Source organism: Nonomuraea sp. KM88, from assembly GCF_052245635.1.
GTDB lineage: Bacteria > Actinomycetota > Actinomycetes > Streptosporangiales > Streptosporangiaceae > Nonomuraea.
This window is the reverse complement of record NZ_JBQQCC010000004.1, coordinates 362,293-377,711: the sequence shown is the minus strand read 5'-3', so window position 1 is coordinate 377,711 and position 15,419 is coordinate 362,293. Positions and strand designations below refer to the sequence as shown.

Sequence of the window (15,419 nt, the reverse complement as noted above, 5' to 3'; positions counted from 1 at the left end):
CAGCATGCCCGACATGTAGGACAAGTCCTGACCTACTGGGCGTCTAGCGTGGTCCGCGCCTACTCGCACCAGGAGGAATCATGACCGTCAGCGCGATACCCGAGGGCTACACCAGCGTCACGCCGTGGATCATCGGCCACGACACGGCCGGCCTGATCGACTGGCTGAAGGCCGCTTTCGACGCCGTCGAGCTGGGCCGCATGACCGTCGCCGACGGGCGCATCGGGCACGCGGAGGTCCGCGTCGGCGACGCGGTGGTGATGATGTTCGACGCCCAGCCCGACTGGCCGCCCACCCCCGCCTTCCTGCGCCTGTACGTCCCCGACGCCGACGCCGTCCACCGCCGGGCCGTCGAGGCGGGTGGGACGTCGGTCACCGAGGTCACCCATCTGTTCTTCGGCGACCGGGTGGGGCGTGTGCGTGACCCGTTCGGCAACCTCTACTGGATCCAGACCCACATCGAGGACGTCTCGGAGGAGGAGATGGAGCGCCGCCTGGGTGACCCGGAGTTCATGAAAGCGATGGAGTACGTCCAGAGCGCGGACTTCTTCCCTGGCAGAGACCGGTGATCGCCGGCACCGGGAAGGGCATGAGGCGAGGAAAGGGTTGGACGGGCCGCCCGCGGGGTTGCTAGGTTGCCGCGTATGTCCAGCCCTGAGGCGTCAAGACGCTAGCCACCGGTCGTCCGGTGGCTGATTCGCGCTGTCGCCTCGCCCGGCCTCGCTGAGGCCGGGATCCTCGCTGTCCCGCGACCGCTCGCCACTCGGATCACCGCTGCGGGCTGTTTCCCACCTGAGCCGTGCGCCGCTCTCGCGTGCCGCCGTCAGGTTCTTCTTCCATCGGCGGGCCGACGTCCGGCCTGCCCGATCGTGGTCGCGGAGTTCTTCTCATGCCATTCGCCGTTTACCTGCTCGCGCTGGCGGTCTTCGCCCAGGGCACGTCCGAGTTCATGCTGTCCGGTCTGGTGCCGGGCATCGCGCGAGACCTGCACGTATCCGTCCCCGCCGCGGGGCTGCTGACGTCGGCCTTCGCCGTGGGAATGGTGGCCGGCGCGCCGCTGATGGCGGTGCTGAGCCTGCGCTGGCCCCGGCGGCGCGCGCTGCTGGCCTTCCTGCTCACGTTCCTGCTGGCCCACGTGGCCGGCGCGGTCACTCCCGGCTACGAGGTCCTGCTGGTCAGCCGGGTCGTGGCGGCGCTGGCCAACGCCGGTTTCCTGGCCGTGGCCATGGCGACCGCGATCGGCCTGGCCCCGCCGGACGCCAAGGGCCGCGCCACCTCCGTCCTGCTCGGCGGCATCACGCTCGCGTGCGTCGCGGGCGTGCCCGCAGGCGCCCTGCTGGGCGAGGTGTGGGGGTGGCGCTCGGCGTTCTGGGCGGTGGCCGCCGCCCTGCTCCCGGCCATCGTCGCGGTCGTACGATCGGTCCCCGCCGCCCCCGCGGACCTCCACGGGCCCACTGCTCGGGGCGAGTCGCGGGCGTTGCGCAGCCCGCGCCTGCTGGTGCTGCTGCTCCTGGGCGCGCTGGTGAACGGCGCCACCTTCTGCACGTTCACCTACCTCGCCCCGCTGCTCACCGAGGCCACCGGGATCGGGCCGGGCTGGATGCCGGCGATGCTGGCCCTGTTCGGGCTGGGGTCGTTCGCCGGGGTGACGATCAGCGGGCGGCTCGCCGACGTGCGTCCGATCGGGCTGCTGGTGGGCGGCGGGGTGGCGCTGGCCGCCGGATGGGCGGCGTTCGCGATGACGGCCGGGGAGCCGGCGCCGGCGATCGTGCTCGTCTTCGTGCAGGGAACGTTGTCGTTCGCCGTCGGCTCCACGCTGATCTCCCAGGCGCTCTACGCGGCGGCGGAGGCGCCCACCCTGGGCGGCGGCTTCGCGACGGCGGCGCTCAACGTCGGCGCCACGGCCGGGCCCTGGCTCGGCGGGCTCGCCATCGGGGCCGGGCTCGGCTTCCGCTCCCCGCTGTGGGTGAGCGCCGCACTGGTGGTCGCCGCGCTGGTCGTGGCGGGAGCCGCGGGCACGGTCGGGCGGGCTCCGCGCGGCGTGGCGGCCCGTCCCTGATCCGCGACCGGAGCGCGCTCACCGGCCGCAGGCGAAAAACCGGTGGTGTGCGCACGTCCGCCGCGGTTAGCGTAACAGCAGGTCAGCACGGGGGCCGGGGCACGGCGATGCGGACGCCGGTGCTTGGCCGCGCCCTTTCCCCTGCGGGCCGTACGAACCCGCGGCTCACCCGACCGACGGCGAGGCGATGGTCACCAGGGGCACCGTCCTGATCCCCCAGATGATCCCGAGCCGCGGGTTCGCTCTCACGTGCCGGCGAAACGGTCGAGAGCCGCGAAGATCGCGTCTCTGAACGTCGTGCTGCCGGTGTGCCCGGAGTCCTCCACCACGACCAGTTCGGCGCCGGGCCAGGCCTGGGCGAGCTGGTAGGCCGTCTCCAGCGGTCCGCCCATGTCGAGGCGGCCGTGGATCAGCACGCCGGGGATGCCGGCCAGCTTGTGGGCGTCGCGCAGCAGCGCTCCCTCCTCCAGCCACGCGCCGTTGGAGAAGTAGTGGGAGCAGATGCGCGTCATGGCCATCACCGCGTCGGCGGGCCGGTCGCTGTAGGCGTTCGGCTTGCCGTTGACCTCCATGGAGATCACCGCGTCCTCCCAGGTGATCCAGTCGGTGGCGGCCTTCTCCCGCACCTTGGGATCGGGGTCGGACAGCAGCCGCGCGTACGCCGCCAGCAGCGCGAACGTGTCGCCGCCACGGTCGGCCTCGGGCACTCCTTCCCTGAACCGCTCCAGCGCATCGGGGAAGAACCGCCCGACGCCCCGGTAGAGCCAGTCGATCTCGTAGCGGCGGGTGGTCGTGACGGCGGGGATGACGATCTCCGACACCCGCTCGGGGTGGGTCTCGGCGTAGGCGAGGATCAGCGTCGACCCCCACGACCCTCCGTACAGCAACCACCTGTCGATCCCGAGGTGCCCGCGCAGCAGTTCCATGTCGGCGATCAGGTGGTGGGTGGTGTTGGCGCTCAGGTCGGTCGCCGGGTCGGCGGCATGGGGGCGGCTGCGCCCGCAGTTGCGCTGGTCGAACAGGACGATCCGGTAACGCTCGGGGTCGAAGGTGCGGCGCACGTTGGTCGAGCAGCCCGAGCCCGGCCCGCCGTGCACGACGAGAGCGGGTTTGCCCTCCGGGTTGCCGCAGACCTCCCAGTAGACGAGGTTGCCGTCACCGACGTCGAGCATGCCGTGTTCGTACGGCTCGATGGGGGAATTCAAGGCGGTCCCTCTCAGATGTAACAGTGCTTGGATAAATGTAACAGCACTTAGATATCTGAGGACCGGCCGTCAGGAATGCTCGGCGAGCAGGACGTCGAGCCGGCGGAGCCGGTCGTCGAGGGCGGGGTCCGGACTGCCCGTCCAGGGGCCCGCCAGATCCGGGCGGTGGCGGGCGACGTGCACGTCGAAAGCGGCCAACTGGTCGCGGGCGTTCTGCTGGTACGTGACCTGCTCCCCCACGGCCTGGCGGGCCTCCCAGCACAGGTCGATCCGCTCACGCAACCACGGCGGCGCCAGCCGTTCACGCTCGGCCGCGTCGCCGGCACGCGCGCCGGCCAGGAGGGCGATGCGCTCGGCCAGGGCCTCCTCCCCACGGGCGGCCGCCATCCGCTCGAACCTGGTCCATTCCCTGCCCATGGAGCCCAGCCGCTCGCCCCACCGCTCCAGCACGGCCAGGCGAAGGGCCCGCGCCGCCTCCCGCAGCTCGTACGTGGCCGCGTCCAGGCGCTGCGCCGCGCGTTCCCGATGGGCCCGATCGCGGGCCTCGGCCGCGCTCCGCGACCACCAGCCGATCCTGGCCTCGACCACGGCGGGATGGAAGCGCATCTCCGTCAGCCAGGCCACGAAGCGGCCCGTGAGCAGGTCGCCGGGGTCGGCGGGACGTCCACGGAAGGCCTTGTCCATCCCGTGGAACCAGCGCCGGTCACGCGTCAGCCGTTCCACCGCCCACGCCGCGTCCGCCGACACCGCCTCCCGCGCCTCCGCGACGGTGAACGCCAGCCAGCCGAGGTCGAGCGTCTGAGCCCGGCCGCTGGCGGCCCACCAGTCCACGAGCTCGGCCTGCTCGCGTTCGACGTGCGCCGCGGTCCGCTCGGGGTCGCCGTCGTAGAGGGGGAGCACGTCGATGTCGGACATCGGCCAGGGTTCGCCGCGTCCGACGCTGCCGCCGACGATCAGGCCGTGCACGCCGGGGATCGCGGACAACCTGCGCACCGCCTCGTCCACGCGGTCGCGGTGCAGCTCTCTCCAGCGCGGCGAGACGCTCATGCGGCGCCGCCCCGCCGCGCGTCCACCACGGCGCGGGCGTACCCGATCTGCTCCTCGAAGGTGGAGCCGCTGAGAATCGCGCGTCGCTCTGTCATGGACGGAACCGTACGGGAGCCGGCGCACGGGCCGAGGGTCGGGTCAGCGGGTGAGCAGCACCGTGGCCTGGTTGCTTCCGGGCACCACGCCGGCGCGCCGGTGCGCGTCCTGGAGCGCCTCCGACGCGTAGTGCTGCTGCATGGCCTGCGCGTCCTCGCACTCGAACAGCACGACGGCCTCATCGGGCTGGTCGGCGTTGACGCTGACGAGCGCCGTACGCATGCCGGCCGCCGCCCGGACCTCCGCCAGGCTGTCGAACGCCGCGCGCCACTGGTCGTAGTCGGTGAACCGCTGGCGGACAAGCAGGTACTCCATGGTCACGCCTCCATATATCAACAGTGTTGAGACCAAGTTAGTTGGAGTGACCGAGAAGTTCAACATCGATGGCTATGCTTGAACGAGTGACCACAAGGCCAGGAGGCCGCCGGCCAGGCACGACACGGACACGGGTCGACATCCTGGCCGCCGCGCAGCGGAGCTTCGCCGAACACGGCTACGTCCTCACCACGATCAGGGGCGTCGCCCGCGCCGCGGGCGTCGATCCGGCGCTGGTCCTGCAGTTCTTCGGCAGCAAGGACGGCCTCTTCGACGCCGCCCTCCGCGACGACCCGCCCGTCGCCTCGCTGGTCTCGCTCGCCGGCGAGGGCGACCCGTCCGACCTCGGCGCCCGGCTCGCCGACCGCTACCTGGAACTGTGGGAGGACCCGCACACCGGCCCCCGGATGCTCGCCGTGATCAGGGCCGCCGCCGCGGCTCCCAGCGCCTCGGCGATGGTGACGGCGTTCATGACGGACGCGGTGATGTTGCCTCTGGCCCGCGCCATCGGGGCCGACCAGGCCGAGCTCCGCGCCACCCTCACCGGCGCCTACCTGTTCGGCGTCGCGACCGCGCGCTACGTCCTGCGCGTCGAGCCGCTGGCCGCCCTGGACCGGCCTGCCGCGGTCGCGTACGTGGCCCCGGTCGTGCAGCACCACCTCACCGGCGACCTCACGCCCCCCTGAGCGACCGCTGTCACGAGTACGTCAGTTCTCCCCCGCCCCAGGTCCCGGATCTTGTATCCACCGGGCGAACGCGATACGTATCCGCGCTGCTACACAATGTGACGGAGCCGCCAGGGCAGCAGCCCGCGGCAGCACCGACACGAGGAGAACTGCATGAAGACCACTCGCGCGCGGATCGCCACCCTCACCGCCGCTGTCACCACCGCCATCGGCCTCGTCCTGGTGGCGGGCGCCGTCCCGGCCGCGGCGGCTCCTGGATCGTCCAGGGCGGGCGACATCTGCCTGTGGAGCGGCAGAAACTACACGGGCGCGTCCTGGTGCTGGAACCCGGGCAACGGCTACGTCGACGTGCCGCCCGCGCTGCACGACAACGTCGGGTCGTTCCGGGCCCACGCCGCCGGCTGCTTCATCAACTGGATCCACGTGCCCACCAGGAAGGAGACCCGCATCGTCAGGAACGGCGACTACCGCAGGGTCTACGACAACGACTTCGGCGGCCGCATCGACGCGGTGGCGCCCCGCTGCTGACCCGGACGCACGACCTCCGCGCTCGCCCGTGACCTCTCCGGCGGGACGTGGACGACAGCGGAGCGGCGGCCGGGGACGTCTCGGCCGCCCCAGCGCCTAGCGGCCGGACGGGGTGATGCCGGCGATCCGTACGGCCAGTTCGGCCAGGTGCGCCAGCCACCGGTCGTCGGCCGCGTCCGGCACGGCCACGATGACGTGGTCGATGCCCAGCCCGGCGAGCTCGCCGCAGCGCTGGACGCTCTCCTCGACGCTCTGGCCGTCGGGGACGCGCATGTGGAGGGTCTTCTCGATCTCCTCGTAGGGCCGTCCCAGCCGCTCGCAGTGGGCGCGCAACACGCCGAGCTTGTGCGTGACGTCCGCGCCGTACAGGAAGTTGCACATGTCGGCGTATTCGGCGACGAGCCGGAGGGTTTTCTTCTCCCCGCTGCCGCCGATGAGGACGGGCGGGTTCGCCTGGGGGGCGTTGAGCGTGCGTTCCAGCCGGTAGTGGCGGCCCTCGTACGGTTCGTCCGTGTCGCTCCACATCTGCCGGGCGATCTGGAGCGTCTCCTCCAGCCGCTCGAACCGCTCCGCCAAGGGCGGGAAACGCAGGCCGAGCCCGCGGGCCTCGGGCTCGTACCAGCCGGCGCCGATACCGAGCACCGCCCGCCCGCCGGAGAGCGCGTCGAGGGTGCTGACCTGCTTCACCAGCAGGCCAGGCTCGCGGTGGACGGCGCCGGTCACGAGCGCGCCCAGGCTCACCCGGCCGGTGAGGGCGGCGGCGTAGGACAGCGCGCCGTACGCCTCCAGCATCGGATCCTCCACGGTCCCGAAGTTGGGGATCTGGAAGAGATGGTCCATAACCCAGAAGCTGCGCAACCCCGCCTGGTCGGCGCCGCGGGCCGCGGCGGCGAACCTGTCGGAGATGGCGGCGTCGCCACCGGGCCAGGTGAAACGCGGGCAGGTCAGACCCAGGTCCACGGGGATCACTCCTTGATCGGGGAGAAGGCGTCCGCGGGAAGGCGTCACCGCGGGCATGAAAAAACCCTCTCGCCTGGACGCGGTCCGAGGCGGAGAGGGCTCCGTACCCCGTCATTATCTCACGAGGCGCGGGTCACCACAGTCCCAGCAGGACGGGGGCGGCGTTCACCGCGCCGTGCACGGTCAGGAGGGGCCACATCAGCCGGTAGCGGCTCCACAGGTAGCCGAGGAACAACCCCTGGACCCCCTGGTTGACGAACGTGGCGGCCAGGTCTCCCGGCAGGTCCCCAGTGCCCTGAATACCGACGTGCCAGGCCGCCCAGAGCAGCGAGGAAAGGACGATCGCGGGCCAGGGACCCAGCAGGTGCTCCCATCGGGTCTGCAGCCAGCGCCGGTAGAAGACCTCTTCGAGCAGGCTGTTGACGGCGAACACCACGACCACGGTGATCACCAGGGTGACGGGATCGGCGGTCGCCGCGAAGTCGCTGGGCGGCAGGCCCGGCTCCCCGTCGGGGAACCGGGCCTGCCGAGCGGAACGTCTCAGCGCAGGGAGCGCACCTGACCGTCGGGGGCCAGCACCGCCACCGCCTTGCCGCCGTGCTGCACGATGACCCGGCCCTGGCCGCCCTGCCGCCGCACCTGCGTGGTCACCGGGGCGCCGTCGTCGAGGCGGAGGCAGAACTGGCCCCGCGAGAAGACCATGCCGTCGCCCGCGCACCTCAGCTCGAGGTGGGGCGTGCCCGGCCTCGGGTTGAAGGGGTTGTACATCGCCGGAGCCGGCGTGATCCAGCCGCAGTAGCCGCCGCCCCGCAGGCCGACCACCTGGTTGCGCGCGCTCACGCTCGCCGACCCGTGGGCGCCGTTGCCGGCCGTGACGAACGTGTCGTCCACCTGGAACGGCGTGTCACGCAGGTCGATGTTGCCCCGGCCGTCGGCCCGGCCGGTGCACGCCATGGCGGCGCCGTAGGGCATGCTCGTCACGGTCGTCGAGCTGTGCCGCAGCGAACCGGTGGACGACGCGAAGGTCAGGTCGCCGATGTCCACGGTCAGGGTGCGGGGGTCGACGCGCAGCCTGGTGAAGGTCGTCCTGACGTCCGTGCCGGGCGAGGCGCCGCCGGCGGTGTACTGCGAGAAATTGGCGTCCCGGCCCCTCCTCACGAGAGTGATGTATTCGCTGGGCCTGGTGGCCATGTTGTGGCAGTACACCGTGAACACGTTTCCGTTGTTGATGAGCAGGTACGTGCCGTCCCTGGCGATCGGATTCGTCCGGCGGACGTCCTGGCAACTGCTGAAGACCGGCAGGGCGGAGGCGTGCGCCGGCACCTGGGCCACCACCGGCAGCGCGGCGCCCATTGCCGCCAGAAATGCCAGTGTTCGGACGTGCGGTCGAGCCATGAGATTTCCCCTCCAGCTGCGAACGGACCGTTTGCGTGTGGAGATTAACAAACGCCTCATGGATTCGACGGCACGACCTGGCGTGGGCGGGAGAATTAATTCTCAAACATTTGGGCCCCCACCGGAGGGCGACGGAAAGCCCTGTGGACTGCGCCGCATGCGGGCCACAGGGCAGAAATGGGCGCCGCCGCCCATGCGGGAGCAGCCCGTTTCCTTGTTATCCGACCGCGTATGCACGGGCAATCGTCTGGGTGAGCGTGGCGCCGGACTTATCCGTGACTTCAGCCCGAAGAGAAACGAATCCTGAAGTATCGGGATTCGTTATCGTTGCGCGCCAGCCCGTCCCCCCACGTCGCGCCTTGACGGGCTGCCAGGTCCTGCCGTCGTCGGCGGACATCTCCAGCCGGACATCCCGCACGGCCGCGCCCGAGCCGGCGGGTCGCCGGGCCTCGGTACGTCGACGTTGCGGGCCCGCGCGACCTGGGAGGACCGGCGCTGCCGCCTGGCGGAACGTCGTGCTTCCGCTGCTAGCATCGAGTTCGTACCGATCGGTTCGATCTATGGGGTGCCATGCCCGTCCAGTTCTCCTCCCCGCAAGCCCGCAACGCCGCGACCCGCCGCCGCGACGCCGCCACCAGAAGGTGCGGCCGATGACGCGGACGGCGCCGAAGGCGGGGTCCGGTGCGGCATGGCAGGCGGGCCTGCTGGCGCTCGGCACCGCCTCGGCCCTCGGCCTCGCGCGCTTCGCCTACGGCCTGCTCCTCCCCGCCATGCGCGAGGACCTGCGCTGGACGTTGTCCGAAGCCGGGGCGATGAGCACCGCCAACGGGCTCGGCTACCTCCTCGGCGCGCTGGTGACCGCCGCGGTCGTGCGCCGCTGGGGCGCCACCGCCGCCTTCCGCATCGGCATGGCGCTCACGGCCGTGTCGCTGGCCGCCACCGCGGCGAGCGACGCCTACCTGCCGTTGCTCGCCGCGCGGGCCGCGGCCGGAGTGGCGGGGGCGGTGGTGTTCGTCACCGGCGGCGTGATCGCCTCACACGTCGCCGCCCGCGCGGCCTCCGGGACGCCCATCACCGTGTACTTCGCCGGCACCGGCCTGGGCATCGTCGTCAGCGGCGTGGGCGTCCCCGTGCTGGGCGAGCACTGGCGCCTGGGCTGGGCCGGCCTGGCCGCCGCCGCCGCGCTGGCCACCGTGGCGAGCTGGGGCGCGGCGCGTACGGACGGGGACGCGCGACCCGCCACGGCCGGCCAGGCCCGCGTACGCCCGCTGTGGGGACCCGCCCTGGCCTACCTGCTGTTCGCCGCCGGATACATCACCTACATCACGTTCCTGTCCGCCTACCTCGCCGACCAGCGCGCCCCGCTCGGGCAGGTGGTGCTCACCTGGACGGCGCTCGGCCTGGCCGTCATCGCCGCACCCGCGCTGTGGAACCGTCCCACCACCCGATGGCCCGGCACCCGGGCCCTGGCCACCCTGCTCGCGCTCCTGGGTGGCGGCGCCGCGCTGGCGCTGGCGGCACCCGCGCCGCCGGTCATCCTCGCCTCCGCGATCGTCTACGGGGCCACCTTCATGGGCGTCCCCGCCGCGATCACCGCCCTCATCAAGGGCAACGTCCCGTCCGCCGACTGGACCGCCACGCTGGCGGCCTTCACCACGGTGTTCGCGGCAGGCCAGACCGCCGGGCCGTGGATCGCCGGCGTGGTCGCCGACCACACCTCCACCGAGGCGACCCTGGCGTGGACCGCGATCCTGTGCGCCGCCGCCTCCGCGATCGCCCTCGCCGCAGGCCGTACGCGCCCCGGCCCCGAAGGGGACACGCCTCGCCGGCGCAGCGGGTGACCGGTGCGGCCCCGGCCACCCAGGGGCCACGTACCGGCTGTTCAGGGTCGTCCGCGGTCAGTCGCAATAGGCGTTGGTCACGCCTTCGAGCGGCCTGCTGCTGCCGACCTGCCCCGCGAAGCTGATGCACTTGCCCTTGGCGTACACGCTCACCGGACCGGCGTACGTCGTGTAGGAGCCCTTGTCCGTCTGGCTGCCGCGCACGGCGCGTCTCACCCGTGGCCGGTGTACACCGCCTACGTCGTGGCGGCCCGGAGGCCGAGGACGACGAGCACCACCGCCGCCACCTTGCCGGCCGCACGCTTGAAGCGGGCCCTGTGCAGGAGCTGCGCCCCCCGATGGAGGAGCGCCGTCCAGGCCAGCAACCACACCGAGATCAGCAGGGCGTGGGCGGTGGCCAGGGCGATGATCTGCCCGCCGAGATCGCGCCCGGGCTGGATGAACTGCGGGACCAGGGTCAGGTAGATCGAGGCGGCCTTGGGGTTGAGCACGTTCGCGAGCAGGGCCTGGGTGTAGACGGAGCCGGTCCGCCTTTCCGGCTGGTCCGTCAGCGCGGGAGGGGGAGGCCTGGTCGTGGAGCGCCAGGTCCACAGGCCCAGGCAGACGAGGTAGGCCGCGCCGAGGAGTTTGACGGCGGTGAAGGCCTGGCTGGAGTGCATGACCAGCGCCGACAGGCCGGCGACGGCCAGGGTCGCGTGGGCGTACAGGCCGCTGACCGTACCGAGGATGACGGGCAGAGCCCGGCGGCGGCCGCCGGCTGCGACGTGGTGGATCAGCAGGGTCAGGCTGGCGCCCGGGGTGGCGATGACGGGCAGGATCGCCAGGACGAACGCGGCGACCGCGTACGGGTGGATCACCCCTTCAGCACCACGCGGTAATGGGTGGTCAGGCGGCGGTCGTCGTCCAGGATGTGAAAGGCCAGGCCGGGCGGTTGTTCGCGGTCGGCGGGCTGGTCGCCCTCCCACGGCAGGCGCAGGGTCCAGGTGATGGCCGGCGCGACGATCAGAGGGCGGCCCGCGAAGGTGGACGCGACCGGCGTGTGAGCGTGGCCGGTGAGCACGGCCACGACCTGTCGGTGGGCGTCGAGCAGAGCGGCCAGGTCGCCGGTCTCCTCCAGCCGCTGGGAGTCGGGCAACGGGTGATGGAGGGCGACGGGCGGCTGGTGGAACGCGATCAGCGCGGGCGTGTCAGGGGTGAGGCCGTCGAGGGTGGCGTGCATCCAGGCGAGGGTTTCCGGGTCGAGGCGGCCCTCGTTGCGGCCGGGGATGGTGGAGTCGCACATCAGGATGGCGGTGCCACCGATGTGGTGCACCTCGTTGACGGGGCCGGGGTCGGGCGGCTGCCGCAACAGTGCCTTGCGGTAGGCCGGGCGGGCGTCGTGGTTGCCGGGGCAGGTGAGCACGGGGAAGGGGGCGGGCAGGACCTGGGCGGCCTGCTCGTACTCGGCCTCCTCCCCGTGATCGGCGATGTCGCCGGTGACCAGCACGGCGTCGACCGGTCGGGGAAGTGCCCGCAGGTAGTTCATGACCCGGGTGGCGCGGCGGAGCGCTCTGTCGGTGCCGTCGAGGTGCAGGTCGCTGATCTGGGCCAGCAACAACGTCATCGTGGCGTCCTTCTAATGGTTTAATAAGATTTACCGTTAGAACGGTAAGGTACGAAGAGGAGATGGACAACCCGGAGGGGTGAGCGTGGAGCGCTGGCCTGCCCTTGAACTGGCGAGCACGATCCGCCATGACGGCAGCGGCGGGGTCGCCGACGACCTGGCCACGCCGCAGAGCACCGCCCGCTGGATCCACCAGCAGGCCGAACTGCTGGCCGACCACGTCGACGTCGCGGCGCTCACGGTGGACGAGAAACTCGGCAGCGAGATCGTCGAGCTGCGCCGGGCCGTGCGGGCCCTCTTCGCGCAGGCGGTCAGCCCCGCGCCGCCGAGCCGGGCCGACGCCCACCGGCTGATGCCGGTCGAGCAGGCGCTGGCTCACCTCAACGCGGCGGCCGCCCGCGAAGCCATCGCCCCGCAACTCGACTGGCCCGCGGACTCACCACCTCGGGCGGGCGTGCTGTCGGATGAATCCGACGCGAACGTCCGGCTGATCGCCGCCCTGGCCCGGGCTGCCATCGACTTCCTGAGCGGCCCGCAACGCGAACAGTTGCGGGCCTGCAACGCGCCGCGCTGCGTGCGCTATTTCGTCAAGAGCCACGGGCGGCAGGAATGGTGCAAGCCGTCATGCGGCAACCGGGCGCGGGCGGCACGCCACTATCAGCGCCACAACGCCACGCCCGCCTCCTGACCCCGTCTCACTCCGTGGCGCCGTGCTGGACGGACAGGGCACGCGGCCCGCCTGACGGACGTCCCCCTGCGGCCAGCAACTCGGCCAGCAACTCCGGAAGTCCCACAGGCCGCAGGGTCTCCGTGGTCCGGGCCGCGACAAGCTCAGCCACGGACCACCATCGGTGGTCGATGATCGCCTGCTGTTCGCCCGGTTCCAGATAGGCGCGGGTGATGGTCTGCGCGCCGCGTGCCCGCGCGAGGAAGTACCGCTCGTGCATGTGCACGGGTTCGCCGCGCCACCGCACGTCCGCATCGAGGGTCCACAGGCACGGCCCCCACTCGACCTCCGCCAGCCCGGTCTCCTCCAGCAGTTCCCGGCGAGCGGCCTGAACGAAGTCCTCGTCCTCCTTCAAGCCTCCACCCGGGGGCACCCAGAACAGCTCCCGGACCGGAGACCCGGGAACGACGATGGCGCCGTCGTCCCTGTGCCGGATCATCAGAATCCGATCGTCCTGGTCCAGCAGCACAACCCGGGCACCTCGTCGCGTCCGCACCGCTGGCTCCTGTCCGCTCGGTCACTCAGCCGAATCGGCTTGACAGTTGATCTCGTATCCACAAGATTATTGCGTCCCTCCGTCCATTTTCTTAGGGATCGTGATGATGCGGACCGCCGTGGGGGTAATGCTGGTCGCGGGCCTGGCACAACTCGTCGCCGCCCCCGTGCAGGCAGCGCCCGACCCCGTGAAAGCGCTCCGATCCGCCTTAGCCCGGGCAAAGGCGCGAACGTCGTCTCCACCGCGAAGATGGATCACGGTCGCGGCGTGTACTACACCCTGGAACTGGACGGCCTGGTCGCGTTCGGGCCGCGCGGTGTAACAGCCTCCGATACGTCCCAGCGCCTGAAATACAGCAGGACGGCGATGAGCGCCGCGAAAAAGCTCGGCATGGCGGAGGACGCCGCCCTGGAAGAGACGCCGCTGAGAGTGATCTCGTCAGGCCACGACGACTACGTCTCAGGCCCTCGATTCGCCGACGTGCTGCCGCAGGGCACGAACTGGGTGCGCTACCCGCATACCGATCTGCCTGCCAGCAACCCGCTGCTGGACGTTCTCGAGCCCGCCACGCTCAAGGCGCTGCTGGCTCACCGCACGTCGTGGCGGGGCGGGGTGGTGAAGGGCACGATCAAGGCCGACAAGCTGGTCAAGGTGTCCCGTTCCTTCGCCTCGAACTTCCACGGCTACTCCATCAGCAAGCCCGTCAGCACCATCTCGTACACCCTCCGCCTGAGCGGGGCGGGACTCGTCGAACGGCTTACCACCAAGGGAGCCCTGCGCCACTGGAAGGGCTCGGTGCTCCGCGTCGAGTCGGACACCCGCTACTCAGCCTGGGGACGGCGGGTCACGGTTGCGCCGCCGCTCAAGGGCGAGGTGCTCGACCAGAAGCAGCTCGAGGGCAAGGTGCCCTACCAGGTGCCTGGCGCCTGGAACTAGCGGTCCTGGACGTCCGGCCCGGTCGACCCACCGTACGTGGCGATCTTGTATTCGACCGCCGTGAGGGAAAGGGTCAGCTCACGGATCCGGCGCCGGAGGATGTCGCGATGTTCGACCAGGACGTCAAGCCGCTCGGGCACCGTGTGCTCGCCTGCGTCGACGAGCGAGATGTAGTGCCGCAGGTCACGCATCGGCATGCCGGACAACCGCATCCGGGTGAGGAACACCAGCCGCCGAACCGCTCCGGCGTCGTAGACGCGATGACCGCTACCGTCGCGGGCCACCTCGACCAGCCCGGTTCGCTCGTAGTAGCGCAGCGTGTGAGGCGAGATGTCGAGAAGGCCGGCAACCTCGGCGATCGTCATCGTCTCGGGCAGGTCGGCCAGGTCGGCCAGGTCGGCGAGGCGGTGGATCGCCTCGACCGACAGCGGACCGTCATCCCCAAGCGCTTCGAGCGCCCTGGTCATCAGATCGTCGGTGGCCATGACCCCGAGCCTAGACGGGCCGTACCGATGCGGAGACGCCCTCGAAGTCGGCGCTGCGGGCGGTCTCGGCCCACCGCTCGACCTCGTCCAGGCCGCGCCGGTACGCACGCGAGAGACGCTCGACCGCCTCGCGCCCGAGCGGCAGCCGCAGCGGCACCTCGTCACCGTGCACGAGGGACACGATGATCTCGGCCGCCCGCGCCGGGTCGCCTTCCTGGCGGCCGTCGGTCCCTGCCATGTCCGCGCGGATGTCGGCGAGCACGTCACGGTAGGTCGCGGACGGCTCGACGAACTCGAGCACGTCGCCCCCGTTGAAGCCGGTCCTGAACCGGCTGGGCTCGACGAGCATCACGCGGATCCCGAACGGTGCCACCTCACCGGCCAGGGCCTCGGACCAGCCTTCCAGGGCGAACTTCGACGCGGAGTACGCCGACACCCCGGGGAACGACGTCCGCCCGCCCTGGCTGCTCATCTGCACGATCGTCCCGGTGCCCCGCGCACGCATCGCGGGCAGCGCAGCCCGTACGAGCGCGGCAGGGCCGAACAGGTGCAGACCCATCAGCTCACGCAACCGCGCGTCGCTGACCTCCTCAACCGCTCCGACCACGGCCCGGCCGGCGTTGTTGACCAGCACATCGAGCTGACCGAAGCGGTCGAGGGTGTCGCGTACGAGGTCCGCGGCCGCGGCGACGTCCCGGGCGTCGAACTTCGCGATCAGGCAGCTGTCCGGGTATTCGGCCGCCAGATCGGCCACGCTCTCGGGCCGGCGCACCGCCGCGACCACGTGGTCGCCCGCCCCGAGCGCCGACTCCGCCAGTGCCCGACCGAAACCGCGGGACGCGCCAGTGATGATCCAGGTCTGTGTCGTCATGGCGGGGACGTTATGCCTTCGAGCGCGCTCGAACGCAAAACCGAACAGGAGATCGCGCCGTGGCCGGCCCGGACCGCCCGTCCCAGCGCATGCTGCCTCGGCGGCCGGCGCGTGCGGGACGTCGAGGTCGCCGGCGCCGGAGCCATCCGAGTGACATGGCTTCCCGATC

General features: G+C 71.5%; 19 protein-coding genes. 7 read left to right on the top strand and 12 right to left on the bottom strand.

Going from position 1 to position 15,419, the window contains the following annotated elements; translation table 11 throughout:
- The first annotated feature begins 80 nt into the window (after positions 1-80).
- Together ACTWPV_RS15185 and ACTWPV_RS15180 are read left to right on the top strand one after the other, a co-directional pair.
- The gene (locus tag ACTWPV_RS15185; RefSeq protein WP_443152248.1) at positions 81-569 is read left to right on the top strand and encodes a VOC family protein; all 489 of its coding nucleotides are present in this window, start codon (positions 81-83) and stop codon (positions 567-569) included.
- Between the two features lie 320 nt (positions 570-889).
- The gene (locus tag ACTWPV_RS15180) at positions 890-2,059 is read left to right on the top strand and encodes a Cmx/CmrA family chloramphenicol efflux MFS transporter (protein ID WP_443152247.1); all 1,170 of its coding nucleotides are present in this window, start codon (positions 890-892) and stop codon (positions 2,057-2,059) included.
- A 245-nt stretch (positions 2,060-2,304) separates the two neighbouring features.
- Here ACTWPV_RS15180 and pip read toward each other — a convergent pair whose 3' ends face one another.
- The 3 genes from pip to ACTWPV_RS15165 all read right to left on the bottom strand — a co-directional run bounded on the left by pip (position 2,305) and on the right by ACTWPV_RS15165 (position 4,722).
- Positions 2,305-3,264: a prolyl aminopeptidase gene (gene pip, locus ACTWPV_RS15175; RefSeq protein WP_443152246.1), complete on the bottom strand. Its 960-nt coding sequence runs from the start codon at positions 3,262-3,264 to the stop codon at positions 2,305-2,307.
- A 69-nt stretch (positions 3,265-3,333) separates the two neighbouring features.
- Positions 3,334-4,311: a nucleotidyltransferase domain-containing protein gene (locus tag ACTWPV_RS15170; protein ID WP_443152245.1), complete on the bottom strand. Its 978-nt coding sequence runs from the start codon at positions 4,309-4,311 to the stop codon at positions 3,334-3,336.
- Positions 4,312-4,449: 138 nt separating this feature from the next.
- Positions 4,450-4,722 carry an antibiotic biosynthesis monooxygenase gene (locus ACTWPV_RS15165; RefSeq protein WP_347650815.1) on the bottom strand — a complete coding sequence of 91 codons (273 nt, stop codon included), beginning with the start codon at positions 4,720-4,722 and terminating at the stop codon, positions 4,450-4,452.
- 86 nt (positions 4,723-4,808) lie between these two features.
- On the opposite strand from ACTWPV_RS15165, the gene ACTWPV_RS15160 reads away from it, so the two are divergent.
- Together ACTWPV_RS15160 and ACTWPV_RS15155 are read left to right on the top strand one after the other, a co-directional pair.
- Positions 4,809-5,408 carry a TetR/AcrR family transcriptional regulator gene (locus ACTWPV_RS15160; protein WP_347650816.1) on the top strand — a complete coding sequence of 200 codons (600 nt, stop codon included), beginning with the start codon at positions 4,809-4,811 and terminating at the stop codon, positions 5,406-5,408.
- 153 nt (positions 5,409-5,561) lie between these two features.
- The gene (locus ACTWPV_RS15155; RefSeq protein ID WP_443152244.1) at positions 5,562-5,936 is read left to right on the top strand and encodes a peptidase inhibitor family I36 protein; all 375 of its coding nucleotides are present in this window, start codon (positions 5,562-5,564) and stop codon (positions 5,934-5,936) included.
- Positions 5,937-6,032: 96 nt separating this feature from the next.
- Here ACTWPV_RS15155 and ACTWPV_RS15150 read toward each other — a convergent pair whose 3' ends face one another.
- From ACTWPV_RS15150 to ACTWPV_RS15140, 3 genes are all read right to left on the bottom strand, one after another.
- Positions 6,033-6,896, bottom strand: a complete 864-nt coding sequence (locus ACTWPV_RS15150; protein WP_443152243.1) for an LLM class F420-dependent oxidoreductase — start codon at positions 6,894-6,896, stop codon at positions 6,033-6,035.
- A gap of 133 nt (positions 6,897-7,029) precedes the next feature.
- Positions 7,030-7,347, bottom strand: coding sequence for a lysostaphin resistance A-like protein (locus ACTWPV_RS15145; RefSeq protein ID WP_443152242.1), 318 nt, complete (start codon positions 7,345-7,347; stop codon positions 7,030-7,032).
- Positions 7,348-7,436: 89 nt separating this feature from the next.
- Positions 7,437-8,291: a GON domain-containing protein gene (locus ACTWPV_RS15140; RefSeq protein ID WP_443152241.1), complete on the bottom strand. Its 855-nt coding sequence runs from the start codon at positions 8,289-8,291 to the stop codon at positions 7,437-7,439.
- Between the two features lie 650 nt (positions 8,292-8,941).
- Between ACTWPV_RS15140 and ACTWPV_RS15135 the strand changes: the two genes are divergently transcribed.
- Positions 8,942-10,132: a YbfB/YjiJ family MFS transporter gene (locus ACTWPV_RS15135; RefSeq protein WP_443152240.1), complete on the top strand. Its 1,191-nt coding sequence runs from the start codon at positions 8,942-8,944 to the stop codon at positions 10,130-10,132.
- A gap of 57 nt (positions 10,133-10,189) precedes the next feature.
- Here the strand turns inward: ACTWPV_RS15135 and ACTWPV_RS15130 are convergent, their stop codons facing one another.
- Genes ACTWPV_RS15130 through ACTWPV_RS15120 form a run of 3 tightly spaced genes read right to left on the bottom strand, consistent with a single transcriptional unit; the run spans position 10,190 to position 11,735 of the window.
- Positions 10,190-10,348 (bottom strand): hypothetical protein, encoded by a 159-nt coding sequence (locus ACTWPV_RS15130; protein ID WP_443152239.1) that lies wholly within the window; start codon positions 10,346-10,348, stop codon positions 10,190-10,192.
- 20 nt (positions 10,349-10,368) lie between these two features.
- Positions 10,369-10,989: a LysE family translocator gene (locus ACTWPV_RS15125; protein ID WP_443152238.1), complete on the bottom strand. Its 621-nt coding sequence runs from the start codon at positions 10,987-10,989 to the stop codon at positions 10,369-10,371.
- The gene (locus tag ACTWPV_RS15120; protein WP_443152237.1) at positions 10,986-11,735 is read right to left on the bottom strand and encodes a phosphodiesterase; all 750 of its coding nucleotides are present in this window, start codon (positions 11,733-11,735) and stop codon (positions 10,986-10,988) included. Before ACTWPV_RS15120 ends, ACTWPV_RS15125 begins: the two co-directional genes overlap by 4 nt.
- An 85-nt stretch (positions 11,736-11,820) precedes the next feature.
- On the opposite strand from ACTWPV_RS15120, the gene ACTWPV_RS15115 reads away from it, so the two are divergent.
- Positions 11,821-12,423: a CGNR zinc finger domain-containing protein gene (locus ACTWPV_RS15115; RefSeq protein ID WP_443152236.1), complete on the top strand. Its 603-nt coding sequence runs from the start codon at positions 11,821-11,823 to the stop codon at positions 12,421-12,423.
- Positions 12,424-12,430: 7 nt separating this feature from the next.
- On the opposite strand, the gene ACTWPV_RS15110 is transcribed toward ACTWPV_RS15115, so the two are convergent.
- Positions 12,431-12,958 carry an NUDIX hydrolase gene (locus tag ACTWPV_RS15110; protein WP_443152235.1) on the bottom strand — a complete coding sequence of 176 codons (528 nt, stop codon included), beginning with the start codon at positions 12,956-12,958 and terminating at the stop codon, positions 12,431-12,433.
- A 267-nt stretch (positions 12,959-13,225) separates the two neighbouring features.
- Between ACTWPV_RS15110 and ACTWPV_RS15105 the strand changes: the two genes are divergently transcribed.
- Positions 13,226-13,894, top strand: coding sequence for a hypothetical protein (locus tag ACTWPV_RS15105; RefSeq protein WP_443152234.1), 669 nt, complete (start codon positions 13,226-13,228; stop codon positions 13,892-13,894).
- On the opposite strand, the gene ACTWPV_RS15100 is transcribed toward ACTWPV_RS15105, so the two are convergent.
- Complete coding sequence (locus ACTWPV_RS15100) at positions 13,891-14,379, bottom strand: MerR family transcriptional regulator (RefSeq protein ID WP_443152233.1); 489 nt, start codon at positions 14,377-14,379, stop codon at positions 13,891-13,893. The two genes, ACTWPV_RS15105 and ACTWPV_RS15100, sit on opposite strands and share 4 nt — an antisense overlap.
- A gap of 10 nt (positions 14,380-14,389) precedes the next feature.
- On the bottom strand, positions 14,390-15,250 hold the full coding sequence (locus ACTWPV_RS15095) for an SDR family NAD(P)-dependent oxidoreductase (protein WP_443152232.1): 861 nt from the start codon (positions 15,248-15,250) through the stop codon (positions 14,390-14,392).
- Positions 15,251-15,419: the final 169 nt, after the last annotated feature.

Bases quoted from the DNA above. Each gene is read 5' to 3' on its own strand.
- ACTWPV_RS15170 (WP_443152245.1), bottom strand. From the start codon at position 4,311: ATGAGCGTCTCGCCGCGCTGGAGAGAGCTGCACCGCGACCGCGTGGAC.
- ACTWPV_RS15155 (WP_443152244.1), top strand. From the start codon at position 5,562: ATGAAGACCACTCGCGCGCGGATCGCCACCCTCACCGCCGCTGTCACC.
- ACTWPV_RS15140 (WP_443152241.1), bottom strand. From the start codon at position 8,291: ATGGCTCGACCGCACGTCCGAACACTGGCATTTCTGGCGGCAATGGGC.
- ACTWPV_RS15180 (WP_443152247.1), top strand. From the start codon at position 890: ATGCCATTCGCCGTTTACCTGCTCGCGCTGGCGGTCTTCGCCCAGGGC.
- ACTWPV_RS15100 (WP_443152233.1), bottom strand. From the start codon at position 14,379: ATGGCCACCGACGATCTGATGACCAGGGCGCTCGAAGCGCTTGGGGAT.
- ACTWPV_RS15135 (WP_443152240.1), top strand. From the start codon at position 8,942: ATGACGCGGACGGCGCCGAAGGCGGGGTCCGGTGCGGCATGGCAGGCG.
- ACTWPV_RS15165 (WP_347650815.1), bottom strand. From the start codon at position 4,722: ATGGAGTACCTGCTTGTCCGCCAGCGGTTCACCGACTACGACCAGTGG.
- ACTWPV_RS15120 (WP_443152237.1), bottom strand. From the start codon at position 11,735: ATGACGTTGTTGCTGGCCCAGATCAGCGACCTGCACCTCGACGGCACC.
- ACTWPV_RS15095 (WP_443152232.1), bottom strand. From the start codon at position 15,250: ATGACGACACAGACCTGGATCATCACTGGCGCGTCCCGCGGTTTCGGT.
- ACTWPV_RS15185 (WP_443152248.1), top strand. From the start codon at position 81: ATGACCGTCAGCGCGATACCCGAGGGCTACACCAGCGTCACGCCGTGG.